Annotated in this window: 29 protein-coding genes and 1 tRNA gene; 25 read left to right on the top strand and 5 right to left on the bottom strand. The window is 45.3% G+C overall.

Features of this window, described 5'->3' with window-relative positions:
* Positions 1 to 237 precede the first annotated feature (237 nt).
* Positions 238 to 2,691 (top strand): autotransporter family protein, encoded by a 2,454-nt coding sequence (locus C8D73_RS01555; RefSeq protein ID WP_113077101.1) that lies wholly within the window; start codon positions 238 to 240, stop codon positions 2,689 to 2,691.
* Positions 2,692 to 2,866: 175 nt separating this feature from the next.
* Here C8D73_RS01555 and C8D73_RS01550 read toward each other — a convergent pair whose 3' ends face one another.
* The gene (locus tag C8D73_RS01550) at positions 2,867 to 3,103 is read right to left on the bottom strand and encodes a hypothetical protein (RefSeq protein WP_211305760.1); all 237 of its coding nucleotides are present in this window, start codon (positions 3,101 to 3,103) and stop codon (positions 2,867 to 2,869) included.
* Between the two features lie 131 nt (positions 3,104 to 3,234).
* Between C8D73_RS01550 and C8D73_RS01545 the strand changes: the two genes are divergently transcribed.
* Positions 3,235 to 3,915: a L,D-transpeptidase gene (locus C8D73_RS01545; RefSeq protein WP_227202304.1), complete on the top strand. Its 681-nt coding sequence runs from the start codon at positions 3,235 to 3,237 to the stop codon at positions 3,913 to 3,915.
* A gap of 84 nt (positions 3,916 to 3,999) precedes the next feature.
* A tRNA-Val gene (locus C8D73_RS01540) sits at positions 4,000 to 4,076 on the top strand.
* 33 nt (positions 4,077 to 4,109) lie between these two features.
* Here the strand turns inward: C8D73_RS01540 and C8D73_RS11190 are convergent.
* Positions 4,110 to 4,307 carry a hypothetical protein gene (locus C8D73_RS11190; RefSeq protein WP_130921064.1) on the bottom strand — a complete coding sequence of 66 codons (198 nt, stop codon included), beginning with the start codon at positions 4,305 to 4,307 and terminating at the stop codon, positions 4,110 to 4,112.
* A 114-nt stretch (positions 4,308 to 4,421) separates the two neighbouring features.
* Here C8D73_RS11190 and C8D73_RS01535 point away from each other — a divergent pair, with 114 nt between their 5' ends.
* From C8D73_RS01535 to C8D73_RS01510, 6 genes are all read left to right on the top strand, one after another.
* The gene (locus C8D73_RS01535) at positions 4,422 to 4,931 is read left to right on the top strand and encodes a YdbT family protein (protein ID WP_113077100.1); all 510 of its coding nucleotides are present in this window, start codon (positions 4,422 to 4,424) and stop codon (positions 4,929 to 4,931) included.
* Entirely contained in the window at positions 4,909 to 5,166 is a 258-nt protein-coding gene (locus tag C8D73_RS01530) for a hypothetical protein (RefSeq protein WP_113077099.1), read from the top strand. The genes C8D73_RS01535 and C8D73_RS01530 overlap by 23 nt, the downstream gene beginning before the upstream one ends.
* Positions 5,167 to 5,351: 185 nt before the next feature.
* Positions 5,352 to 5,783 carry a phage tail protein gene (locus tag C8D73_RS01525; RefSeq protein WP_021718283.1) on the top strand — a complete coding sequence of 144 codons (432 nt, stop codon included), beginning with the start codon at positions 5,352 to 5,354 and terminating at the stop codon, positions 5,781 to 5,783.
* Between the two features lie 46 nt (positions 5,784 to 5,829).
* Complete coding sequence (locus C8D73_RS01520; protein WP_021718284.1) at positions 5,830 to 6,069, top strand: DUF1653 domain-containing protein; 240 nt, start codon at positions 5,830 to 5,832, stop codon at positions 6,067 to 6,069.
* Entirely contained in the window at positions 6,062 to 6,976 is a 915-nt protein-coding gene (locus tag C8D73_RS01515) for an ADP-ribosylglycohydrolase family protein (protein ID WP_113077098.1), read from the top strand. The genes C8D73_RS01520 and C8D73_RS01515 overlap by 8 nt, the downstream gene beginning before the upstream one ends.
* 39 nt (positions 6,977 to 7,015) lie before the next feature.
* Complete coding sequence (locus tag C8D73_RS01510) at positions 7,016 to 7,675, top strand: M48 family metallopeptidase (protein WP_170123148.1); 660 nt, start codon at positions 7,016 to 7,018, stop codon at positions 7,673 to 7,675.
* Positions 7,676 to 7,733: 58 nt separating this feature from the next.
* Here the strand turns inward: C8D73_RS01510 and C8D73_RS01505 are convergent, their stop codons facing one another.
* The gene (locus tag C8D73_RS01505; protein WP_113077096.1) at positions 7,734 to 8,633 is read right to left on the bottom strand and encodes a DMT family transporter; all 900 of its coding nucleotides are present in this window, start codon (positions 8,631 to 8,633) and stop codon (positions 7,734 to 7,736) included.
* A 174-nt stretch (positions 8,634 to 8,807) separates the two neighbouring features.
* On the opposite strand from C8D73_RS01505, the gene C8D73_RS01500 reads away from it, so the two are divergent.
* Entirely contained in the window at positions 8,808 to 9,404 is a 597-nt protein-coding gene (locus tag C8D73_RS01500; RefSeq protein ID WP_113077095.1) for a 3'-5' exonuclease, read from the top strand.
* Positions 9,405 to 9,463: 59 nt separating this feature from the next.
* On the opposite strand, the gene panF is transcribed toward C8D73_RS01500, so the two are convergent.
* The gene (panF, locus tag C8D73_RS01495; RefSeq protein WP_021718289.1) at positions 9,464 to 10,960 is read right to left on the bottom strand and encodes a sodium/pantothenate symporter; all 1,497 of its coding nucleotides are present in this window, start codon (positions 10,958 to 10,960) and stop codon (positions 9,464 to 9,466) included.
* Positions 10,953 to 11,213: a YhdT family protein gene (locus C8D73_RS01490; protein ID WP_113077094.1), complete on the bottom strand. Its 261-nt coding sequence runs from the start codon at positions 11,211 to 11,213 to the stop codon at positions 10,953 to 10,955. The genes panF and C8D73_RS01490 overlap by 8 nt, the downstream gene beginning before the upstream one ends.
* Before the next feature lie 257 nt (positions 11,214 to 11,470).
* Between C8D73_RS01490 and C8D73_RS01485 the strand changes: the two genes are divergently transcribed.
* The 15 genes from C8D73_RS01485 (at position 11,471) to C8D73_RS01415 (ending at position 24,408) form a co-directional block, all read left to right on the top strand.
* A complete protein-coding gene (locus C8D73_RS01485) occupies positions 11,471 to 11,707 on the top strand; it encodes a hypothetical protein (RefSeq protein WP_021718291.1) in 237 nt (78 codons plus the stop codon).
* A gap of 95 nt (positions 11,708 to 11,802) precedes the next feature.
* Positions 11,803 to 12,930, top strand: a complete 1,128-nt coding sequence (locus C8D73_RS01480; RefSeq protein ID WP_113077093.1) for a M20/M25/M40 family metallo-hydrolase — start codon at positions 11,803 to 11,805, stop codon at positions 12,928 to 12,930.
* Between the two features lie 295 nt (positions 12,931 to 13,225).
* Positions 13,226 to 15,850, top strand: a complete 2,625-nt coding sequence (alaS, locus tag C8D73_RS01475; RefSeq protein ID WP_113077092.1) for an alanine--tRNA ligase — start codon at positions 13,226 to 13,228, stop codon at positions 15,848 to 15,850.
* Between the two features lie 164 nt (positions 15,851 to 16,014).
* Positions 16,015 to 16,275, top strand: coding sequence for an IreB family regulatory phosphoprotein (locus C8D73_RS01470; RefSeq protein WP_021718294.1), 261 nt, complete (start codon positions 16,015 to 16,017; stop codon positions 16,273 to 16,275).
* 19 nt (positions 16,276 to 16,294) lie between these two features.
* On the top strand, positions 16,295 to 16,723 hold the full coding sequence (gene ruvX, locus C8D73_RS01465) for a Holliday junction resolvase RuvX (RefSeq protein WP_113077091.1): 429 nt from the start codon (positions 16,295 to 16,297) through the stop codon (positions 16,721 to 16,723).
* Positions 16,724 to 16,727: 4 nt separating this feature from the next.
* Positions 16,728 to 18,320 (top strand): AsmA family protein, encoded by a 1,593-nt coding sequence (locus C8D73_RS01460; protein ID WP_113077090.1) that lies wholly within the window; start codon positions 16,728 to 16,730, stop codon positions 18,318 to 18,320.
* A gap of 62 nt (positions 18,321 to 18,382) precedes the next feature.
* The gene (locus C8D73_RS01455) at positions 18,383 to 18,730 is read left to right on the top strand and encodes a DUF1292 domain-containing protein (protein ID WP_021718297.1); all 348 of its coding nucleotides are present in this window, start codon (positions 18,383 to 18,385) and stop codon (positions 18,728 to 18,730) included.
* 73 nt (positions 18,731 to 18,803) lie between these two features.
* Complete coding sequence (mltG, locus tag C8D73_RS01450) at positions 18,804 to 19,814, top strand: endolytic transglycosylase MltG (protein ID WP_021718298.1); 1,011 nt, start codon at positions 18,804 to 18,806, stop codon at positions 19,812 to 19,814.
* A gap of 18 nt (positions 19,815 to 19,832) precedes the next feature.
* Positions 19,833 to 21,059 carry a U32 family peptidase C-terminal domain-containing protein gene (locus C8D73_RS01445; RefSeq protein ID WP_170123162.1) on the top strand — a complete coding sequence of 409 codons (1,227 nt, stop codon included), beginning with the start codon at positions 19,833 to 19,835 and terminating at the stop codon, positions 21,057 to 21,059.
* Positions 21,053 to 21,283: a DUF4911 domain-containing protein gene (locus C8D73_RS01440; RefSeq protein ID WP_021718300.1), complete on the top strand. Its 231-nt coding sequence runs from the start codon at positions 21,053 to 21,055 to the stop codon at positions 21,281 to 21,283. The genes C8D73_RS01445 and C8D73_RS01440 overlap by 7 nt, the downstream gene beginning before the upstream one ends.
* Before the next feature lie 71 nt (positions 21,284 to 21,354).
* Positions 21,355 to 22,413, top strand: coding sequence for a M24 family metallopeptidase (locus C8D73_RS01435; RefSeq protein ID WP_021718301.1), 1,059 nt, complete (start codon positions 21,355 to 21,357; stop codon positions 22,411 to 22,413).
* Positions 22,414 to 22,436: 23 nt separating this feature from the next.
* Positions 22,437 to 22,994 (top strand): elongation factor P, encoded by a 558-nt coding sequence (efp, locus tag C8D73_RS01430; protein WP_021718302.1) that lies wholly within the window; start codon positions 22,437 to 22,439, stop codon positions 22,992 to 22,994.
* 153 nt (positions 22,995 to 23,147) lie between these two features.
* Positions 23,148 to 23,642 (top strand): Asp23/Gls24 family envelope stress response protein, encoded by a 495-nt coding sequence (locus C8D73_RS01425; protein WP_211305759.1) that lies wholly within the window; start codon positions 23,148 to 23,150, stop codon positions 23,640 to 23,642.
* 6 nt (positions 23,643 to 23,648) lie between these two features.
* Positions 23,649 to 24,167 (top strand): alkaline shock response membrane anchor protein AmaP, encoded by a 519-nt coding sequence (gene amaP / locus C8D73_RS01420; protein WP_021718304.1) that lies wholly within the window; start codon positions 23,649 to 23,651, stop codon positions 24,165 to 24,167.
* A gap of 13 nt (positions 24,168 to 24,180) precedes the next feature.
* Positions 24,181 to 24,408, top strand: a complete 228-nt coding sequence (locus C8D73_RS01415) for a DUF2273 domain-containing protein (RefSeq protein WP_021718305.1) — start codon at positions 24,181 to 24,183, stop codon at positions 24,406 to 24,408.
* Positions 24,409 to 24,425: the final 17 nt, after the last annotated feature.

Below are 24,425 nucleotides of genomic sequence, written 5' to 3'. Positions count from 1 at the left end.
AATCTTTTAGTGGTAATAATTTTGTTAAAAACGAAAAGTATTAAAGGTAAAGAACGGATAAAGCATCTGTATCACAGAAAAATTGCTGTGATAATTCAGAAATGAAGTGATAAACTGATGAGAATAACTTGTTAAAGCAGTTAATTTATTATACTATAAGCGAAGTATCTATGGTTTTAGTTGATTTGCATAAGCGAATGAAAAACCAAGAGCAATTGTAAAGGAGAGGGTTAAACTATGAAAAGGAAAAAAGATGTAATTAAAAAAGCAGTCTTGGCAAGCGTTTTAGCAATGTCATTAAATAATGTGGTGTGGGCTGCTGAAGGTGTCGATCAGCCATTTTCGACAGTAAGTGAGTTGGAGGCGCTTGGGGGAATAGCGTCTATCGACTCCAGCAGCATTAGCCATGTTACGAAGGGCATTTATGCCAGTGGTAATGATTTTATTTATAATAGCGGTGCTATCAAGCTGGATATTAATGGTTTTGCCAACTCTACAAACAGTGGCTACGATTCTATTGGTATTTTTGGCTATAACAGCACGATTGACCTGAAGCAGATCGAGATGAATTTTATTGATACTTCAGGAACGGTACATAATCTGGATGTTTATGGTATTAAGACATATGCTTCCGGAGTTGTAAAAATCGGTGATGATTCTAAAATCACTGTTTCCGGTAATGTCAGCGGTCTGGATTCCAATAATCAGCCTAATGTGATGAAGGGTATGTATGCCGGTGATAATGCGACAATGGATTCAGGTATTATTGAAGTTGGCGATAATTTAGAGTTGAATGTTATCAATGCGGGAACTGGCTGGACTTATGGTATCGATTCTTATGACGGAGCTACTATTTCTGTTGGTGATGGGTTGAGGTTATTTGTTACAGGCGGAAAGGATACCAGAGGAGTCGAGGTTGGTTTTAACGACGCTAAGGTTACTTTGGGGGAAAATGCTTCTATCATTGCTAACAGCAGGGATGGCGTGGCGTTGGGAGTATTTGTATTTAATAAAGGGAAGTTTGAGGCAGCTAAGGATCTTGTTATTAACGTCAGTGCGGATGATGGAAGCCAATGGGCAGCAGGTGTGTTGGCGCAAGGCACTGGCAGCGAGGCTGTATTAAATGGAGCTGTTATCAGTGCGACTGAGGGCGGTACTGCGAGTTATGCTATTTATACTTATAATAACGGCAGCGTGGTGGGTAATGCGGGCAAATATAATATTTACGGCAATATCCTTAATAACAGTGGCGGCATAGTTGATCTTACTGCTAATAGCGGATCGTTTATCGAGGGCTGGATAAGCACTGCCAGTACAGCTAAAACTAATATTTCGCTGGAGGAGGCTTCCTATTGGAAGGTGACTGGTGATTCTAACCTGACGCATTTGCATAACGATAATTCGATAGTGGATATGACTCACGACAGTAATACTTTCAGCACTTTGACGGTAGATAATCTCAGCGGTGAGAACGGCGTTATCAAAATGGATATCGATGCCAGTCAGAATTCGTTGAACAGCGACAAGCTGTATGTTACCGATACGTTGACCGGGACGCAGTATATTGATTTGTACGAGGTCAATGGTTATACGCCTGTAGGGGAAGAAGGCGTCGGTACGGTGCTGGCGACTGTCAATAACCATAACGGCAGTTTTGCCGCTGTAGATGGTGAGGGGACGCTGTACTGGAAGCGTTATGAGCTGGATCATCAGGATACTGCCGATACGAGTGGTAATTATACTAAGGACTGGTATTTGAAGCAGGTAACGAATATTGATCAGCCTACTACCAGTACGGATACGATCATTGCAGCCAATGCGCTGAACTATCACACGTGGCGGACAGAAAACGACAAGCTGCTGCAGCGTATGGGTGAGCTGCGGCATAATGGCGAAGAAGCCCAGGGGGCCTGGTTCCGGCTGCGGGGAACAAAAATAGGCCGTGACGGAAAATTTGATTTTGAAAACAAGTATACTTCTTACGAGCTGGGTTACGATACCATAACTAAAAATACTGACGACAAGATACGTTATCAGGGGGCGGCGGTAAGCTATGTTGACGGCGACAGCAGTTACAATCGTGGCAGCGGCGACAACAGCAGCAAGGCGATCAGTTTCTATAATACGGAAATCGGCAGTAAAGGGCATTATTTGGATGTGGTGTTTAAAGTCAGTAATCTGGAGAATGATTTTAAGGTGTACGATACGAAAAATAATAAGATCACCGGTGATTTTAACAATACCGGCGTATCGCTGAGTGCTGAATACGGCCGGAAAAATGTCTTGCACAACGGCTGGTATATCGAGCCGCAGGCCCAGTTTACTTTAGGTTATCTGGGCGGTGACAGTTATACTACCAGTAATGGTATCGAAGTAAGCCAGAGCGGGATCAAAAGCGCTGTCGGACGTATCGGATTCAATATCGGCAAAGAGGTCGGCAGCAAAGGCGTCGTTTATGCTAAGGCCAATCTGCTGCATGAGTTCGGCGGCGCTTATGATGTAACGATGTATGACGGCAGGGATAGAGTTAAGGTTGGCGATACCTTTAACGATACCTGGTTTGAATATGGTGTTGGCGCCGCTTTTGCCGCAGGTAAAAACAGTCATGTTTATCTGGATGTGGAACGCAGCTCAGGCAGTGATTTTACTAAAGACTGGCAGTGGAACATCGGCGCCAGATGGACGTTTTGATAACTTTGCATTGTTATAGGGGAATATTAGCAATGTATAAGTGAGGGGTGCAGGCTTGTGAAAGCAGCGGGCAGAAATTGCAAGCTGCTTTTGCATGTTGTTATAAAGCAGGTAACAGGTTAAGCTGGTAATATAAAAACCACTCAGCTTTTATAGTTGAGTGGTTTTGTTGTGCTTAATCCCAGCGTTTTAAAATATCGGCGACGATTTCTTTTTGTGTCTTTTTACGTTTTTTCTTTTCAAAATTACGATAGTTGTTATCGCGGTGGTCGGTCGAATAATCTGCATAATCTATGTCGTTGTTTTCGTATTGTTCGTAGCTGCGGTTATAATCGCCGTGTCCGTCGTCCAGCAGTAGCGGGATAAAAACTGCAGCGGCAGGCAGCTGAAAGTTTACAGTCAGGTTTTCCATATGGGCCTCCGTCATCAAAGGTTAATAGTTATTTATATTTTAACACGGCTGCACCTGCTAGTAAATATTTTTACAGCGATTGACAAAAACTGGCGTCGGTTATACCATAAAAACATAAAGGAGATGTTACTGTGAGCAAATCTTATAAAGACCAGTTTAAGGAAGAAAGTGTCAGGCGCCGGCAGCGTCAGCAGAAACAGATCGCCGCTGTAATAATTTTGATCGGTGTGCTGGTTTCGGCTGCTATATGGTATCTAGACGGGCTGAGTAAAGAACAGCAGGTGCCGCAGCAGACATCTCAGCAGCAGTCGGCGCAGACTGCTGAGCAGCCAGGGCAGGAGGTCAAGACGGAAACCCCTGCTGCAGAGCCTCCTAAAGAGGAGCAAAAGCAGCCGGAAGCTGTTAAACCTGCTTATACGATATTGATAGATAAAAGTGAGTACAAGCTGTATGTGCTGAAGGATAACGAAGTAATTAAGCAATGGGGCGTTGCTGTTGGGGCAAAACCGGGTCAAAAGCAGCGTGCCGGCGATATGACTACGCCGACAGGTAATTTTGAGGTGGACGAGATTTTAGACGCATCGTACTGGACGCATGATTTCGGCGACGGCAAAGGTGAGATTAAAGGGGCTTACGGGCCTAATTTTATTTCTCTGGTAACAGGCTGGGACGGGATTGGTATTCATGGTACACATGCGCCGGAATCCATTGGTACGATGGTTTCTGAAGGTTGTGTGCGGATGCGTAACGGCGAGCTGCTGGAGCTTCTGCCATATGTCGAGGTCGGTACTAAAGTTACGATACGGGAATAAACTGCCGGACAGCCTGGGGACATTGATTTTTACGCTGTCACAGCTTGACAAAAAGGTGATTCTGCGCTAAAATAACATCGTTGCGGAACTATAGCTCAGTTGGTTAGAGTACCTCGTTGACATCGAGGGGGTCACTGGTTCGAGTCCAGTTAGTTCCACCAGATTGAAAAGTAACCCTATAACTTCGTCAGAAGTTATAGGGTTTGTTTTTTATTATTTATTACGGCATTGCTGTCAAAGTTGCGGATATGCTGAAGCATAAAAGTCAAAAGCACCTGCGTGAAAACACAGGTGCTTTGTGCTCCAGGCGGAGCAAAAGATATCGGCTCATCAATATCAAGTGAGATTATAACACAGATAGTCATTGCTGGCAATGTTTTATTATTTTTCAAAGGATAGGCGCCGGGCTGTTTAGATTTAGCTGATTGTTAACTTTTAATCTGGATAGTGACTTTGCAAATAATATATGCTATATTGTTAAGCAAAACTACAGGTGAGGTGTTTGGATGGATGCAAACAGTACTGGACTGCGGGGGCTGCTTGATGTGGTGAAGTCGAACAGGCTGATGTCGACAGGGGTGATAGGATTTCTTCTGCTGATGGCGGTTATGGCGGTAATTGACGGTGGAATAAGTATGATGCCGCTGATTTTAGCAACTTGCGCAGTGGGGACGGCTGCTGTATTTTTTTGGCAGGCCGGCAGCTACAGAGTAGATATTTATGAAAACGGGCTGGAAATTTTTGGCGGGGTATTAACAAGAGCCGGAGTATATTTGTATAAGGATATTGAGAGTATCGATATCGAAGATACGACATACAGATTATTTGGTGTTTTTCCGGTACTAAAATATACGACTGTTTCCATTCAGGGTAAAAATGACTTGTGGACGCAGCTCAGCAGTTTTAATTTTACTGATTTGAAAGTAAAAATGCAGCAGGTAAAAAAAACGGTTGGCAAAGTAAAAAACATACACAAGATAGGGGATGAAATTTATGAGGATCAAAGTAAGCGGTGAGCTGGGAACGGCAGTTATGAGCTTGGCGGTGATAGGGCTTTATTATGGCGCTGCCAGCTTTCTCGTCGAAAATGTTATTCTGCGCAATCTTACTGAAGAAGAACGGGATGAACATATTTTAAGTAAGCTGTTGTTCTGGAGCACGGTGATTTTACTGGTTGCCGATGTTCTGCTGGTCATTTTACCAGCCTTCGGGATGCAGTTGTTGCCGGTAACGATTTTAGATTTTATGTAGCTGAGCCGATAAAAATATTAAAGAACTGTACTTTAGACAGTCTGTAGCTTATGATAACTGCTGCAGGCTGTTTTTTATTTGAAGTTCATAATTATTTCGCTGGTAACTTGAAGCTGAAATAGGGTAAAATATAGATACAGGCTGCATGAGAATATCGGGCGGCAATTATAAAGGAGTGAGAGCAAATGGCAACAGGCTATCCTTTTAAAAAATATAATTTTAATGTTTTGATAGATGGTAAAGCAGTAGGGTATTTTTCAGAAGTTTCAGCACCTGAGATGGCTGACGAGCCCATAGAATACCGGGCAGGTGATCATCAGGCAGGCACGCCTGTGAAAATGCCGGGCTTAAAAAAGTATGGTAACGCAACACTGAGATGGGGCACATCTGTTTCGCGGTATTTAACGGATTGGTTTGAAAGTGTTGAGCGTGGAGAGTTTGAGCGGAAAAATGTGACGATCGAGCTTTTGGACGATTGCCAAAAAGTAATGGCACGCTGGCAGCTTGTTAACGCCTGGCCTGTTAAACATTGTGTTCCGGGGTTTAACGCCGAAAGTAATGAAAATGCGATAGAGAATATGGAGCTGGCGCATGAAGGGCTGGAACGCGAGTTTTAAAAACAGCTGTGAGAATGAATTTTAAATATTGAATGAGGTAATTGTTATGCGTAAGATTTTGGCAGGCAGGGTCTATCGGCATTTTAAAGGGAAGGACTATAAGGTGTTAGTTGTGGCACAGCATACTGAAACAGGTGAGCAGTGCGTTGTTTATCAGGCTTTGTATGATGATTTTGCTTATTATGTGCGGCCTTACGCGATGTTTGCTTCCGAGGTGGATCGTGAAAAGTATCCCGAGGTGGAGCAGCAATACCGTTTTGAGCTGACCGAGGAAGAATATGACTGATTATATTTTAAACGGCGTTTTAGGCTTGGCGGTGGGCGATGCGTTGGGGCAGCCGGCGCAGGGAAAAACACGCGAAAGTCTGAAGTTCAGCCCGGTACTTGAGATGAGGCAGGGTCTGTGGTCGGACGATACCAGTCTGACTCTGTGCACTTTAGCAAGCCTGCGCGAAAATGACTGGCGGCTTGATTATCATGATTTGCTGCGGCGTTTTGCCAAGTGGCTGGAATATGGCTATCTGACGCCTGAAGGCGTGGCCTTTGATATTGGCGCAACAACGAAGCAGGCGCTGCTGAATTATTTGAACGGAGTACCTCTGGAGTGCTGCGCACCGCGTAACGAATGGAACTGCGGTAATGGTTCGCTGATGCGGATTTTGCCGGTAGAGTTTTATTTGCAGGCACAGCCGGCAGCAGGACGATATGAAATCATTCGTAATGTTTCGGCGCTGACCCATGCGCATATTTGCTGCACTTTGGGATGTTTTTTGTATTGTGCTGTTGCCGGTGAGATCATTCAGCACCGGGAGCGTTTTAAGCTGGCAACTTTACTTGTGCGGGGTGTTATCAGGGCTGTAGATGATCTGCGGCAGGTGGCTGATGCAGATGATAACCGTGAGCTGCATTATTACAGCCGTATTATTGACCGCAGTGTGTATGAATTGCCGGCAGATGAAATCGAGAGCAGCGGTTATGTTGTAGATACGCTGGAAGCGGCGTTGTGGTGTCTGGCCAATACGAATTCATACCGCGAATGTCTGTTGTGGGCTGTAAATTTGGGTGAGGATGCCGATACAGTTGCTGCCGTTGCCGGCAGTCTGGCAGGTTTGTACTATGGTTATGACAGTATTCCGCACGAATGGCTGGCGGGTTTGAAAAATAAGGAAATGATCGTGCGTGTGTGCGGTTAGGCAGAATTTTAAAAACAGCATAAAGATATGGAGACAGGAATGACAGTAGCTTATGAGTTGATACGAAGTAAACGCAGGACGATTGCTATTGTGATCGACAGCGAGGGCAAGTGCAGGGTGCGGGCACCGTTGCAGGCCCGTTTGAGCGATATAGAACATTTTGTGCAGGCAAAGACCGGGTGGATAGAGCAGAAACAGCAGCATTATGCCGCAGTGCAGAAGAAGCGGGAGCTGATATTGACCGATGGGATGCAGTTGTCTGTATTGGATAACAGCTATACGCTGCGTCTGACGGAGGTTGGGCAGGTGCAGGTAAACGGTACAGTGCTGTTGTGTCCACAGTTCAAACCGCAGCAGGCACTGGAAAAATGGCTGCGGCAGCAGGCTTTAGCAGTTTTGCAGGAACGGACAGCACATTATGCGGAGTTGATGGGTGTTGTTTATCAGAGTGTGAAGCTGTCTTCAGCGGCGAAACGCTGGGGTTCGTGCAGTATAAAGGGAAATTTGAATTTTTCGTGGCGGCTGGTATTTTATCCGCTGGCAGTTTTAGATTATGTTGTGGTGCATGAGCTGAGCCATATTGGCAATATGAATCACAGCCGCCGTTTTTGGCAGCGTGTAGCCAGTGTTTTACCTGATTATCAGATGCGGCAGCGTTGGTTAAAGCAGCAGGCGTATATTTTGCAGTGGTTAAGATAAAAACCCGCTTCTATATTTTGTATAGAAACGGGTTTTGTTTATGCTGCAAGTTTTTATTTTATTGTTGTTTGGGAGGCATCTGTGCCAGCAGGATCGCGGCAAAGACCAGTACGCAGCCTCCTATTTCACGCAGGGAAAGCTGTTCGCCCAGCATCAGCCAGCCTGCGAAAACCGAAAAGACGGATTCCATACTTAAAATGATGGAAGCTAAAATAACATTGACGTATTTTTGACCAAGGATCTGCAGGGTATAGGCGATGCCGCAGGACATGATGCCGGCGTATAAGATAGGCAGCCAGGCCTGGTCAAGCGCTTCCCAGGACGGCGTTTCATAAAAGAAGATGGCAGGCAGACTTAAAATACCGCAGACGGCAAATTGCAGCAGCGACATCCGCACACCGTCTACCAATACGGAAAAACGTTCGATAGTGATGATATGCAGTGCGAAAAAGCAGGCGCAGGCCAAAATGATCATATCGCCGTAATTGACGCTGAAATTTTCGGTAATACAGATAAAATACATACCGACAGCGGCAATAAAAACGCTGAGCCATTGCAGTTTGGTAACGGTTTTGTGTACAATAAGCCCAAAAAGGGGCACGATAACGATATAGAGCGTAGTAATAAAACCGGCTTTGCCGACAGTGGTATGGCCGATACCGATCTGCTGCAGAGTACTGGCGATAGTCAGCACGATACCGCAGACGATGCCGCCGGTAATAAGGTCCTGCTGTTCTGTTTTGTTATCAGTACCCCAAATAGAAAAAGGTCTGCCTGCAAGCCGGTCAAAAAAGGCGACGCAGGGGATCAGAAAAACCGCGCCGATCAATGAGCGGAGGCCATTGAAGGTAAATGCGCCTACGTGGTCGGCTCCGACGCTTTGTGCGACAAAGGCCAGTCCCCAGATCAGGGCGCAGAAAAACAGCATCAGGCTGCCTTTTAATTGATGTTGCTGCATCTATAACACTCCTGTTGTTTATAAAAGTATGAACTTTTATATTTTAGCATTATTTTAGGGAAAGTTTAAGTAATTAGGCAAAATTTTATAATTCGGAAAATTCAGCAGATAGTGCATTAATGGCAGATGGTGTTATAATTAATGTAAATATTTAGAAAAGATGGTGGCAGATTGATGAGCAGGGACTTTTTTGTGGCAGATTTTGAGTTTACTCAATATACCAAAAGAATGGGACGTCCACGAGGATTTTTTTCAGAAATAATTGAGATCGGAGCGGTGAAAATAGATGGAAATTCCCTTGCGGTCACAGGTAAGATCCAAAATTTTGTCCATCCGCATTTTTATCCGAAGCAGGCTAAAGAGGGAATGGATTTTTGTATGATCACTGAAAAGGATATGGAATCAGCAATAGAATTTGGAGAGATGCTTGAACAGATCAAAGCTTTATATGTACCGGGGCAGACTTATTTTGTGGCCTGGGGTGATGAGGATTATAAGGTGGTGGCGGAAGGCTGCAGACGGCATAAATTGGAAAATCCTGTTTTACCTGAAGACTATCTTGATCTGGCGGCAGCTTATAAGCTGCTGAAAGGCGATACGTATACGACCGGGCTGAAGAAGGCAACAGAAGAACAAAACGTTGATACAGGCGGTTTGTGGCATACTGCTTATGACGATGCTGCCAATACCGGCAAGCTGCTGGTAAAATTGCTTGCTGACGGCTGGAAGCCGGAGGCTTACTGGGACGAGGCAGCAGAGCTGCATAAATAAAATACAAAAAAAGCTTCGCAGCGGGTAATTTTATGCTGCGAAGCTTTTTTATAACATTTTTAATCGCTATACTTTTCGGGAAAGAAAATACGCAGAATATGTTCGTCGTGTTCTTTGCCAAGGGCGTTGCCGATAAGGAAGAAAATCAACGAAGCTCCGATGCCGATAACTATCTGGTGCAGATCAAAGAATTTGATTTGCAGCGCCATAGTAGTGCAGTAGGCGAGTACGCCACCAGCCATAGCGAAAACGGCGCCGGTGCGGTTGGCTTTTTTCCAGAACAGCCCGAAGATCAGGACCCAGAAGAATGCTGTTTCCAGGCCTCCGAAAGCGAACATATTTATTTTCCAGATAACGCTGGGCGGGGCAATGGCAATAAAGTAAACTCCAAGGCCAAGGATAACGGTAGCACCCATGCTGAACAGACGTATCGTATTATTGGAAACTGTTTTATGGCGTTTGGAGCATTCGTGCATATATACGTCTTTGATGATAGCGGAAGAGGAGGCCAGCAGCAGGGAAGACACGGTAGAAATAGTTGCTGCGATAGGACCGATGATGGTGATGCCGGCCCAGAAAGGGTCCATGGTACCAATGATAGTAAGCGGGGTGATGTTATCGACGCTGCCGCCGTAAGCCTGCAGGGTATCGGTAAGCACGCCCTTGGAAAGGACGCCGATCCAGGTAGCGATCAGAGTCATGGCGCCGATAACGACGGTGCCGATAATCATAGCGTTATGCAGGGCTTTGGTGTTTTTGTAACTGATGCCGCGGACTACTGATTGCGGTAGTGCCAGTGTACAGACACCAACAAGCAGCCACTGGCTGATATAGAGCGAGATCGGCATTTTGCCGCGGGAAAGCGGTTCCAGCATATCGGGATGATTGGTTTGGATATGGGTCATGATTTTTTCATAACCGCCTCCTGTTTCCAGCATTGAGAAGAACAGGATAAAAAGGCCGATGATCATAGCGACGGCACAGATAGCGTCAGTAATGGCAACGCCTTTGAAGCCGCCAACAGTAGTATAAAAGACAACGATCAGGCCAAATAATGTCAGTCCAGTGACATAGGAGAAGCCTGTAACAGCTTCAAAGAGCTTGGCAGCTCCCACGAACTGGGCGACCATCGTCGCACAGAAGAAGGCAACGATCACCAGCGCGGAAATATTGGCAAGCAAATCGGATTGATAGCGGCTGCGGATAACATCGACTACTGTAACAGCGTCAATTTTGCGTGAAACCATAGCGATCTTTTTGCCGAAAATACCTAAAACGAGGAAGATGACTACGACTTGTACGATCGCCATATAAAGCCAGCCATAACCGATGGCCCAGGCCATACCGGGACCACCGACAAAGGTGCTGACTGAGCTGTAGGTTGCAACGGTAGTCATAGCCAGGACAAAACCGCCCAGACTGCGGCCGCCGATAAAATAATCTTTAGCAAAGTTCTGCTGGCGGTCGCCGCGGGAAGCTCGCTGCACCCAAAAGCTGACGCCAAGCATAAAGGCAAGGAATAAAAGAACAGGCCAGAGGTGGAAGAAATTACCCATTGATTTCATCCTCCTTGTCGTCCAAGTCCATATCTTTAAAGATGCAATTGGCAAGAACTACAGAAACGACGATGGCAAACAGCCAGGTGCCGATGCAGCCTGCCCAGACCCACAGGGGCGTCTGGAAAAATTCTACCTTAACGTCAGCAAGACCAAAGCCTGCGACGCACCAAAAGAAGATGACAATAAGAAGGGCTAACCAGGTGGCATTTGCTTCCCGATTAGCCTGTTTGAATTTTTCTTTACGATTCATTTTTTGCTCCTTCTGCAGTATCGGCCAGGATGAAAAGAGTGAGCGGTCCGGTCTGCGGGATTTATCGCTATTATTGTACCACATTTTTGTTATTTGCCAAGCTATTTATCAGATAAAGGAGATATTTTTGGGAACTGGACGATTATCAAAACGTTTGAGCAAAAACGTTGCGTCAGGCGAAGATAAAAAGTTCTTGTATGTCTTGTGGGGGGGTACTCTTGTGCTATAATAAGGACAGAGGGGAACGGAGGGAGAATATGTTTTATAAAAAAGTAACTTCCCGTGATCATAAATGGTTCTTTCTACTGCGTTATGGTGATTTAAAAGAAGGTTTGGAAATGTGGAGCAGCCGCAGTTTAAAATGGCAGTATTTTGATTATCAGCAGAGCAGAAGCCTGCAGGCGATTTTGAATGACACTGACTTATGTAATGATATTATGCCGGAAGAAGCCGCAGATATCATAAAAAAATATCTTGATCAGGAGCAAGGATAGATTCCCTGCTCTTTTTTATTTGGCAATTTATAAAAGTAGCTGCCGGAGCAGGTCGGTGCTATAATAGATAATATCCTGTAAATTGTGAGGTAATAATGATGATTAATAAAACACGTATTTTAAATGAATTTATAGAACTGGTCAGTGTGCCCTGTCCTAGTAAGGACGAAAAGGCCGAAGCCGATCTGCTGGTACAGAAGCTGCAGGCAATGGGACTGGAAGTAAAGGTGGACGATGCCGGCAGGAAGATCGGCGGGACAACAGGCAATGTGTGGGCATTTTTACCGGGCAATGTAGAGGGTGCAGCCGGACTGTTTTTTGAAGCACATATGGATTCAGTGCCGCCGACAACGGGAACGAAGGTCGTGCGCAGGGACGGAGTCCTTTATTCTGACGGAACTACTACTTTAGGCGGTGATGATAAAGTTGGTATAGCGGCTGTGCTGGAAGCAGTGCGGGCCGTGCAGGAGCAGAATATCCCGCATGGCGATATCCAGCTGTGTTTTACGATTGCCGAAGAGATCGGTTGTCTGGGAGTGGTCAATCTTGACCCGAAGGATATCAGGGCTGATCTCGGTTATTGCCTGGATATCGGTGGTGCGCCCGGTATCGTTACGAACTCTGCGCCGCGGCTGTTCGATATTTATTTTACAGTCAAAGGTAAGTCGGCTCATGCAGGTATCGAGCCTGAAAAAGGTATCAATGCCATTATGCTGGCGGCGAAAGCTTTGACGGCGCTGCCTGCTTACGGACGTCTTGATGAAGAAACTACATTAAATATAGGACAGATCGAAGGCGGTGCTGCAACAAACATCGTTGCGGAGCAGGCTAAATTCGTGATCGATATGCGCTGTATGGACCCTGATAAGCTGGAGCGGCTGAAGAATGAAACGATCAGGTGTATCAGAGAAGTGGTTGAAGCCGGCGGCGGTATTTTAGAGGTTGATCCGGTAGAAGGCTGTCCTGCTGTTCATGTAGCGGAAGACCATACGGCGGTATTGCTGGCTAAGCAGGCAGCCGATAATCTGCAGCTGCCTTTTGAACTGACGAAAACAGGTGGCTGCAGTGACGGCAATTTCCTCTGCGGCTATGGTTTGCCCTGCGTACTTCTAGCTACAGGTATGAACAAGGTACATACTACAGAAGAGTGCCTGCGTGAGTGTGATTTGTACGACTGCGCTCGCTGGGTAACGGAAATAATCCGAATTACCGGGGAAAAATAGCCAGGCTGTTTTCACAATAACCAAAAACAGAAAATTACATTAAACGAGAAAAATGAAAAAGAATATTGACTTTGTGTAAAAACATATCTATAATTGATAGTGCCGAAAGTTTTGGGTGTCCTCCTGAAATACTTGGCGTGGAGCCGTAAGTTTTTGCTTACGGCTTTTTTATATAAATAAAAGTTTAGTGTCAGGAAAATAGTGTATACTTTGTCAGTTTAATTGACTTTAGCCGTTAATTTTTATATAATTTTTTATTATGATGTTTCGACTTTAAAGGAGCGATAAAACGATTATGAAGTACATGACTGGTAATGAAATTCGTGAGAAATTTTTAAAATTCTTCGAAGATAGAGGACATTTGATCCTGCCCAGCGCGTCACTCATTCCTCAGGATGATCCGACGCTGCTTTTGATTGGCGCCGGTATGGCTCCTTTCAAACCTTTTTTTACAGGTAAAATGAAACCGCCTTCTCCTCGTATTGCGACCTGCCAAAAATGCGTGCGTACAGGCGATATTGAGAATGTCGGCCGTACTGCCCGCCACCATACTTATTTTGAAATGCTTGGTAATTTCTCTTTCGGCGATTATTTTAAAAAAGAGATCATTCCCTGGAGCTGGGAATTTGTTACCAAAGAGTTGGGGATTCCTGCTGATAAGCTGTGGATTACTATCCATACCGAAGATGATGAAGCTTTTGATATCTGGCATAATGTCGTTGGATTGCCTGAAGAACGCATCGTACGGTTGGAAGAGAATTTTTGGGAGATCGGCAGCGGCCCCTGCGGTCCCTGCTCCGAGATTCATGTCGATCTGGGTGAAGAACGCGGCTGCGGCAAACCGACTTGTGCTGTAGGCTGCGATTGTGACCGTTTCCTGGAAATCTGGAATCTGGTATTCACTCAATATAATCAAAATGAAGATGGTACTTATACGCCGCTGGCTAACAAAAATATTGATACCGGTGCCGGTCTCGAACGTTTGGCTTCCGTGCTGCAGGGCAAACCGTCTAATTTTGAAACGGATCTGATTTTCCCGATCATTGAATATGCATCTGAAGTAGCGGTTGTAGAATATGGCAGAGAAAGAAAAACCGATATTTCTTTGAAGGTAATTGCCGACCATGCCCGCAGTATGACTTTTATGATCGCCGACGGTATCCTGCCTTCCAATGAAGGCCGCGGTTATGTTTTACGTCGCATTCTGCGCCGTGCTGTACGTCACGGACGTTTGATCGGCATCGACAAAATGTTTTTGGCCGGTGCTGTGGATGTGGTTATTGAAATGTACGGTCATGTTTATCCAAACCTGGTCGAAAAACGCGAATATATCCAAAAAGTTATCGAAATGGAAGAAACAAGCTTCCTGCGTACTCTGCGTCAGGGCAGTGAACTGCTGAGTGACGAGATAGCTAAATTAGAGGCGGCAGGCGCTACGATACTGGATGGAGCTACAGCTTTTAAACTGAACGATACCTTTGGCTTTCCGTGGGAACTGACTGCTGAAATCTTGGAAGAAAACGGAATGACGATGGATAAAGCTGGTTTTGACGCTGCGCTGGAGGTTCAGCGTAAAATGGCGCGTGAAGCCCGTGATGATAAAGCAGGCCGTCCGGTTATTTATAATACCCGCGGTATTGATATTGCTTCCTTAAAGGTTGATGAAGCTGCAGATACAGGTAAAATCGTTATGCTGTACCCTGCGCATGACGCACAGCCGATCGAAAATGCAGAAGATGGTAAAGACGTTGCCGTTATTCTTGACGTTACTGCCTTTCATGCTGAAGGCGGCGGCCAGTTAGGTGATTTGGGCCGTATCACTGCTCCTACAGGTGTGATTGAAGTTGAAAATACCAAAAAACTGCCGGACGGCGCTACGATCCAGATTGGGCGTGTAGTTGAAGGTACAGTCAATGTGGGAGATGCGGTAACTTACGAAGTAAACAGCTGCCGCAAAAGCGATATTGCCCGTAATCATACGGCAACGCATTTGCTGCACGCAGCTTTGAAATCTGTCTTAGGCGGTCATGTCAATCAGGCAGGCAGTTATGTAGGTCCGGACCGTCTGCGTTTCGACTTTTCGCATTTCTCGCCGGTAACAGAAGAAGAACTGAGCCGCGTCGAAGCTATTGTTAATGAAGAGATTTTGGCAGCCAAGGGTGTGACCATTGAAGAACTGCCGATTGAAGAAGCTAAAAAACGTGGTGCGATGGCGCTGTTTGGCGAAAAATATGGCGATATCGTGCGTGTCGTTACTGTACCGGGTTTCTCTATGGAATTCTGCGGCGGCGTTCATGTGACTAATACCGCTCAGATCGGTATGTTTAAAATAATTTCCGAGTCCAGCACCGGTGCTGGCGTTCGCCGTATCGAAGCTGTGACAGGGCATGGTGCTGTGGCTCATGTCAACGAAATGGAAGCTATGGTAAAAGGCCTGGCTGCAAGCTTGAAATGCCGTGTAACTGATGTGCCTGCACGTTTGACAGCTCTGCAGGGCGAACTGAAAGCTGTTGAGCAAAAAGCTGCCGAGCTGGCCGATAAGATCGCTAAAGCTCAGGTCAGTGACGTTGACAGTCAGATTCGCGACATCAAAGGTATCAAAGCTTTAGTGCAGCAGGTCAGTGTCGATGATATCGAAGCACTGCGTAATCTGGGTGACCAGATGCGTGATAAGGTCGGCGGCGTCGTTGTGCTGGCTTCAGTATTTGCCGACGGCAAGATCAGTATTCTGACTATGGCTACGAAAGATGCTGTCGCTAAAGGTATCCATGCCGGCAACATTGTCAAAGAGGTTGCCAGGATCTGCGGCGGCGGCGGCGGCGGACGTCCTGATATGGCACAGGCAGGCGGTAAAGATGCTTCTAAATTAGGTGAAGCGTTGGAAGCAGCCTGGGGCGTTATCGAAACACAGGTAAAATAATAAATTGTGCAAAAAAACTTAAAGGCCGAGAGTATTCTCGGCCTTTATTTATACAAGTTCACAGTTATTTTATATTTTTTTGTCTCAAGGTATGCTACAATAGTAATGTATCTATATCAAACGGTTGTTCAACAAGGGAATTTTGTATCAAGGAGGGATCAACGATGACTCAGGTATCGCAGGAAACAATGATGTTTAAGCGCAACAATGAAAATAAAGACGTCTCGCAAACAATCAGCGAGGTGTGCAAAGCGCTGGAAGAAAAAGGCTATAATCCTATTGACCAGCTCGTAGGTTATCTGCTCAGCGGCGATCCTACATATATTACCAGTCATGATGACGCACGCACGAAGCTGCGTCGTTTTGAACGTTATGAGCTTATTGAAGAACTGGTAGTAAAATATTTGGAAAAAAACACAAAATAAGACGGGGAGAGCTGCTTACATGAGAAGTATGTCTCTGGATGTCGGCACGCGGACTATCGGCGTAGCCGCCAGTGATCTGATGGGGATGATCGCCAACGGGGTGGAAACAATCCGTCGTACCAGTGAAGAACGTGATCTGCAGCGTATCGGCGAGCTTATCGCTGAATATGAAGTAGATACGATGGTGGTAGGTTATCCTAAGAATATGAACGGCAGTGTAGGCGAACGTGCGCAGAGCTGCGAGGATTTTGCCAGAGTGATCGGCGAAATGTTCCCGCAGCTTAAAATCGTCTTATGGGACGAGCGTCTTTCGACAGTTGCCGCTGAAAAAGTTTTGATAGATGCCGACCTGCGCCGCAGCAAACGCAAAAAAGTTATTGACATGATGGCGGCTGTGGTGATTCTGCAAAATTATCTGGATAGTCCACAAAGTAAAAGGACGGAATGAAAGTATGGCGAAAAAAATATTTATCGGCTTTGTTGCGCTGGTTCTGGTTGCTTTCGTGCTGCTGTTCCAGTTCGGAGGCCGTGCTGCCGAAGAGCTCACTAAAAAGCTTCTGGCAGAGCAGACTGCGCTGCAGGGGACTTTAAAAGCTGAAGAAATTCAGGCTAACTGGTCGGGTGATGTTATTTTCAAAAATGTCGTCTGGGTAGGGCCGGATGGCAAAACGATTGCCGAAATACCTCTGGCTACGGTATCTGTCAATTTATTTGACGCTTTGCTGAAAGGCGGTACCGGAGCTTCTGTTGGTGATGTGGTGATCGATAAGCCCAGTTTTTTTGTGTCTTATAATAAAAAAGACGGTTTGAACATTGTCAATTATATCAATTTTCAGGTTGAAGAAGAGCAGAAGAACAATGAGCTGCTGACTGTAAAAAAGGCGGCTGCAGCAACGCAGTTCCGCGGTTTGATGGAAATCAAGGACGCGAAGGTGAATCTGCTGCTGGAGAACAAGCCGCTGGATTTTGATAAAGTACAGTTCCAGGGAAATTTTAAACAATATCCAAAAATCAAATACGGTCTGCGTGTTAAAGATGGTAAAAGCGATATTATCGCTGACATCCAAAATGATTCAAGCACGACGGCAGTTGTGGCAGAGGTAAAGAAAATGCCGCTGCAGAATATCCTGAATGTTTTGCCGCAGGCTGCTGATGTGGTGATCACTGAAGGCAATCTGCCTGACGTAAAAATCAGGGCTGATAAAGCCGATGATAAATGGACTTTGAATATCGACGGTACGATCGACGGTTTGAAAGGTTCTTTGATCAATTATCCTGTAACGAAAGGCAGCGGCAAGTTTTCGGCTGATACCGAGGCTTTGAAGTTTGCCGGACTGAATCTGGAGGTTGCCGGACAGACGGTGATCATAGACGGCAATGTTTATTATGCTGAAAAGCCGGAGGCAAAACAGACATATGCTTTGACTGTTAATGCGCCGAGCTTTGTGATAGAAGCTTTGAGTCCGGGCCTGGGCTTGAAGGATGCTGTTACCGCTTTGGGTAAGGTCAAGGGTACTATCGACAAACCTGAGGCTGAAGGCACCTTCGGACTTGATAAGCTGGCCTACGATCCGCTTTATATTACTGCGCTCAGCGGCAAGTTTCTGTATAAAGACGGAAAGCTTAATATCGGTGATGCTATTGGTAATGTTTATGCTGGTCAGGTCAATGTCAATGGTCAGATTGATACTAAAACCAAAGACTTCAAACTGGAAGTACAGGGTATAGACCTCGACAGCTCCGTAGTTACGGAAACGCAGGTCGACGGTCCGCTGTCATTTAAAATGCTGGCGATAGGAACTGCTGATGCAGGCAGTGCCACAGGTGCGGGCAGCTTCCGCATCGAGGAAGGCAAGTACATGATGCTGCCGTTCCGTTCCATCAAAGGTTCGATCACCAGACAGCAGGGAAAATTTGCTTTTTCCAATATCAAGATCGCTACCGCTGTCGGCAGCTTTGATACTAATATCATAGTTAAAGATAACGGTAAGCTTGGATTTGATCTGGATAAAGGTTTTTTAGCTGCACAGCTTGGTGAAAAATGATAAATTGACAGCATTACTGTAAATGATATAAAATGTATATAATTTAGAAACGAGGTGTCGTAATGGACCAAACAGAAAATAAAGAAAATATGGAAGCTATGGAAGAAGAACAAATCGTAGTTATTACTGACGATGAAGGCAACGAATTATATTTTCGTGAAGAAATGGTAGTACCTGTAGGCAAGAAAAATTTCGCTATTTTAGCGCAGATCAATTTGGAAGACTGCGAATGTGAAGATGAAGATTGTCACTGCCATGAACATGAGGAAGACGAAGAAGAAAATGTGATTATCGCCCGTATTGAGTTTGATGAAAACGGCGAAGAAGTTTATTTAGCTCCTACAGACGAAGAGTTTGATGAAGTAAAAGCTGCTTACGAAAAACTCATGGAAGACTGGGACGAAGAATAACAACTACTAGTGCCGGACATACTGTCCGGCACTTTTTGAGCTTTATTATCTCTGGTGTGAAGGGAATGGAAAAATGAGGAAGGTACTGCCATTTTTTTTAGGCATCTTTCTGGTAGTTGTAGTAGGTGCTTACTGGGTATTGAACTACACTGGCAGCAATAAAGATCTGGCGACTGGAAGCCCGTATCTGATTACGGTTGAGCCGGGGATGACTACTGCGGATATCGCAAATCTTCTGCATAAGCAGAAATTGGTGAAAACTCCGGAAGCGTTTCGACTGGAAGCCAAATTCCGTGGATTGGAACGCGATCTGCAGGCCGGGCGTTATGAAATAACAGCCGGGATGTCTAACAGTGAGATCGTTGAAGTTCTGTCAAAGGGACAGGTGCAGCGGGTGAGGTTTACGGTTCCAGAAGGCTTTACCGTAGTTAAAACTGCGAAAAAAATTGAGGCTGAAGGTCTTGGTTCTGCTGAAAAGTTCATCGAAGCCGCGCGTAATTATACTCCATATCCCTATATGGAAACCAGTGATCCTAATGTTATTTATAAGGCGGAAGGATTTATTTTTCCCTCTACCTATATGTTTGACATCGGTATGAATGAAAAAGATATGCTGGCCATGATGGTCAAGGAATTCAATACGCAGATGAACAAAGAAAATATTCCGGAAGAAGCAGAAAAACAGAAAATGTCGATCAGAGATCTGGTAAATATGGCAGCCCTGGTAGAGATGGAAGCTGTTTTTAAAGAAGAACAGCCGCGCATTGCCGGAGTTTTTCTGCGTCGCTTAGAGATTTATATGCCGATTCAGTCAGATACTACTATTCAGTATATTTTGGGGACTCAAAAAGAAGAAATTACAATTGCAGATACCAGGATCCAAAACCCTTATAACACTTATCAAAATCCAGGTTTGCCGCCGGGACCGATTTCCAGTCCTGGGATGAGTGCGATCAAGGCTGTTTTAAATCCTGAAAAAACGGAGTATTTATACTTTGTTGCTGAAAAAGACGGACATCACCGTTTTACGAAAACTTATGCCGAGCATTTGAAGGCAATCGAAGATATTCATGGACCACAATAAGGAAGTAATATGACGAGAATGAAAAATAAGCCGGAGCTTTTGGCGCCGGCAGGAAATATGGAAAAATGTAAAATAGCTTTGCGTTATGGCGCTGATGCCGTTTATTTGGGTGGTAAGATGTTTGGGCTGCGGGCTTTTGCCAATAATTTCAGTATTGAAGAAATTGCAGAAGCGGCTGCTTACGCGCACGGACTTGGCAAAAAGGTCTATGTGACGGTTAATATTTTTGCCCATAACGAAGATTTGGCCAGACTGCCGGACTATCTGCTGGAATTGCAGCAGGCCGGAGTTGACGCTTTGCTTATTTCTGATCTGGGTGTTTGGAACGTGGCACGTCAGACTGTACCTGAAATGCCGCTGCATGTAAGTACGCAGGCTAATACAAGTAACTGGGCAGCAGTGCAGGCATGGAAGGCACTGGGAGCTGAACGTGTCGTGCTGGCACGCGAGCTGTCACTGGAGGAAATCCGGGAAATCGGTGCAAGGACTGATGTTGAGCTGGAAGCCTTTGTGCATGGAGCAATGTGTATCTCATATTCCGGCCGCTGTCTGCTCAGCAGTTATCTGACTGGACGCGACGGCAACCGTGGTGCCTGTGCGCAGGCCTGCCGCTGGGAATACAGCCTTATCGAAAAGAACCGTCCTGATGAAGGCTTTGATATTGAAGAGGATGAACGCGGTACTTATGTAATGAATTCAAAAGATCTGTGTCTGATCGATCATATTCCTGATTTGATAGAGGGGGGCATTTGCAGCCTGAAAATCGAAGGGCGTATGAAAAGTATCCATTATGTAGCGACTGTGGTCAGCGTATACCGTAAAGCGATCGACGCTTACTGTAACGATCCCAAAAAATATCAGGTCACGGATGAATGGCGTCAGGAGTTGGAAAAAGTTTCTCACCGGCCGTATACGAAAGGGTTTGCTTTTGGCAAACCAGGCAGTGACGGACAGGTCTATACGACCTCCAGTTATGAACAGACACATGATTTTGTCGGTATCGTGCTTGCATATGATGCTGACGCTAAACGCGCTTATATTGAACAGCGCAACAATGTGAAAAACGGCGAGGTATTGGAACTGCTGATGCCGGACGGGGAACTGTTCCCGCTAACTTTAGAGGATATGCGTAATGCAGACGGAGAAAGTATCGACTGTGCACCGCATGCTCAACAAAAATTTTCTATCGTCAGCGACAGGGCTTTGATGCCTGATTCGCTGCTGCGGAGGAAGGTAATATGTTAGAAGACCGAAGTACCATCTACGCGAAGGTGGCGCCTGAGCGTATAGCAGACGTAAACTGGATCATGGAGGGCTATGAGCATCTGGCCTTAGTCAGCACGATTGATCATCAGGAAGGCATCATTCTTTTGCGTGGTACGCCTGATACCTATAATGATGTTTTAGAAATTGTTGAAAATATGCCGTTTTCAGTAGAAATTCTTGAAAGTTTTAATGAAGCTTTGTAGGCAAATTGTCAAAAGTGTGATAAAATATTTGGGTATCGTATTATTTTATAAAAAAAGTGAGGTAAGGATTTATGCCGCGTATCGGTAAAATCTTTGATTTTCTGGAAAAAGAACATTTGGATTGCGTCGTTATTAAAGACGTTAATACAATTCGCTATTTGACCGGCTTCAGAGGTGATTCGAGCATTCTTTATGCCGATGACCGTCGGGCTGTCCTTGTCACTGATGGCAGATACTTGTATCAAGCAAGGGCAGAAGCCAAATGCTGCCATATCGTCGAATATGCGGAAAACATCTGGCATACAGTTGCCGAATTGGCGCAGGATGCTAAAACAGTTGGTTTTGACGGCGATTATTTCACTTATAATGACTTCAATACTTTGCAGGAGCTTCTATGCGGCAAAGAACTGAAGGTCATTGACCTGAAATATATCCGTATGGTCAAAGATAAACGCGAGCTGGAATTGATGTGGCGCGCTGTAAAAATTGCCGACGAGGCGTATTTACGGTTGCTGGATGAATTACAGCCCGGCATGACTGAAAAAACTCTGGCTGGCCGTCTGGAATACTATATGCGCAGCCTGGGAGCAGAAAAACTCGCTTTTGAAACTATCGTAGCTTCGGGTGAACGTTCTGCGCTGCCGCATGGTATCGCTTCCGATAAAGAAGTGGAGATCGGCGACTTTATTACTTTTGATTTCGGTGCCGTTTATGACGGCTATCATTCTGATATGACCCGTACCGTTGTCTTGGGAATGGCCAACTCATGGCATAAAGAAATTTATACCATTGTTGAAGAAGCCCAGTGGCGCGGTTTGAAAAATGCTAAACCCGGTATTACCGGTGCAGAGCTGGACGCTGTTGTCAGGGATTATATAACTTCCCGGGGGTATGGCGAAAACTATGTGCATGGGCTGGGACATGGTATCGGTCTTGAGATCCATGAAATGCCGAATATCAACAAACGCGGTCAGAATGTAATTTTGCAGCCCGGTATGACATTTACTGTTGAACCTGGTATTTACATCCCCGGCAAGGGCGGTGTACGTATAGAAGACACGGTTGTGTTGACCGACGAAGGCGCAAAAGTGCTGACCGGGGTTAAAAAACAGCTGATGGAAATTGTTTAATTTTTTATATAGGAGGACTATTTATGATTTCTACTAACGAATTTAAAACTAATGTGACTGTTACTATTGACGGCGATGCCTGGCAAGTCGTTGAGTTCCAGCATGTAAAACCTGGTAAGGGTGCAGCTTTTGTCCGCGCTAAAATGCGTAACATGTGTACTGGTTCTGTTGTTGAACGTACCTTTAATGCAGGCGAACGTCTGCCGAAAGCACGTGTTGACCGTCGTGAAATGCAATATTTATATGAATCTGACGGACAATATGTTTTTATGGATAACGAAAACTATGAGCAGACCGAATTGACAAAAGAGCAGTTGGGTAATGCTTTGAACTTCCTGAAAGAAAATATGGATGTTAAAATCATGGTTTACGAAGGCCGTATTCTCGGTGTTGACCTGCCGAATACTGTTGAACTGACCGTAGTTGAAACCGATCCCGGCATCCGCGGCGATACCGCTACCGGCGGCAGCAAACCGGCTAAAATGGATACCGGTTATGTTGTAAAAGTTCCTCTGTTCATCAACGAAGGCGATGTTCTTCGTATCGATACCAGAACTGGCGAATATATCGAACGTGCATAATTAAAAGCGACTGTTTAAACAGCGGTGAATTTACTTTCGCCGCTGTTTTTTTATGCATTTATACATAGTATTCACGTAGTAGTTATGGTATAATTAAAAGCAAAATAGGGTAAGTATATTCTGTTGCCGCACAGACAGGAGGTGGCATGGTAGTTGAAATCAGATTCTGAAGATAAAGAATTGGAAACCGGTACAGGGGAGTTTGTGAATGCAGACGATGCAGCTGAGGCAGAAGAACAGCTGCCTGACGAAATCGGTGATGTGAAAGTTGCCGACGAAGTAATCAGTATCGTTGCAGGCCTGGCTGCGCAGGAAGTCAACGGTGTTATTGGTATGAGCGGCAGTTTTGCCGAAGGCCTGAATGAATTTTTAGGTAAGAAAAGTTTTGCCAAGGGTGTATGGATCACCGTCGATGGGCATGTTGTGACAGCCGCAGTTTATGTTAATGTTGAATATGGTTCATGTATCCCTGAAATAGCTTTGGAAATACAGGAAAAGGTTAAAGAAGCAATCGAGAACATGACCGGTTATGAAGTCAAATTCGTCGATGTGCATATACAGGGCGTGGCGCGCCGACCCAAGAGCGAATTGGAAGAGAGCCTGGAAAAAATGGACGCCGCCCATGAAAATTTCTTTGGTGAGGAGTGAGTTATTTTGGGAATACCTGATAGAATAATTTTAACTTTATACACTTTTTTGATGGCAGTAGTGGCCGTTTTGGTAGTGCTTTGCAGCTTGGGCGTTATCGGCCAGACTGCTATCACTGCTTTCTTTGCTACTATTCCCGGCAACTGGGAGTATGCGGTGGGCGGGATCATCATTCTGCTGGTAAGTATCCGCCTGCTTATTGCAGGTATTGGCGCGACTGGAATGACTTCGCTGACGATCAGCAGTGCCGATTCCGGTAAAGTATCTGTCGGTAAAAGCGCTATTGAAGATTATGTAGCGGAGATCGCTAAAGAGGTTTATGGTGTTTATGGCGTTAAGGTCGAGGCAAAAATGGGCGAAGAACATATCAGCATTCGCATCAATGCGTCGATAGAGCCTGGTATAAATATTCCTGAAACTACAGATGAAATTAAATATAATGTACGTGATACGATCAAAAAGGTCTTGGGTATGGAGATCAAGGACATAGATCTGTTCTTCAAGCAGATCAAAGCGAAAGGCTGAGGAGGTAGACGGCATGCTTAACGAAATTTTCAGTGATCTTTGGAAGAATTACCGTGGCCGGCTGCTGGGGTCTATATTTGGTCTGTTTATCGGCGTAATGTTTTTGATCTTAGGCTTTCTGCAGACGATTTTTCTGCTCATATGTATTACTGCCGGGTTCTTCCTCGGCAATAAGCTGGACAAAAAAGAAGACCTGATGGAATGGCTGGACAGACTGCTGCCGCCAGGCTATCATAAATAAATTTCAGACAAGAGAGG

This window comes from Phascolarctobacterium faecium DSM 14760 (genome assembly GCF_003269275.1).
GTDB lineage: Bacteria > Bacillota > Negativicutes > Acidaminococcales > Acidaminococcaceae > Phascolarctobacterium > Phascolarctobacterium faecium.
Note: the sequence above shows the minus strand (reverse complement) of the source record. Positions and strands in the feature narration are given on the sequence as shown.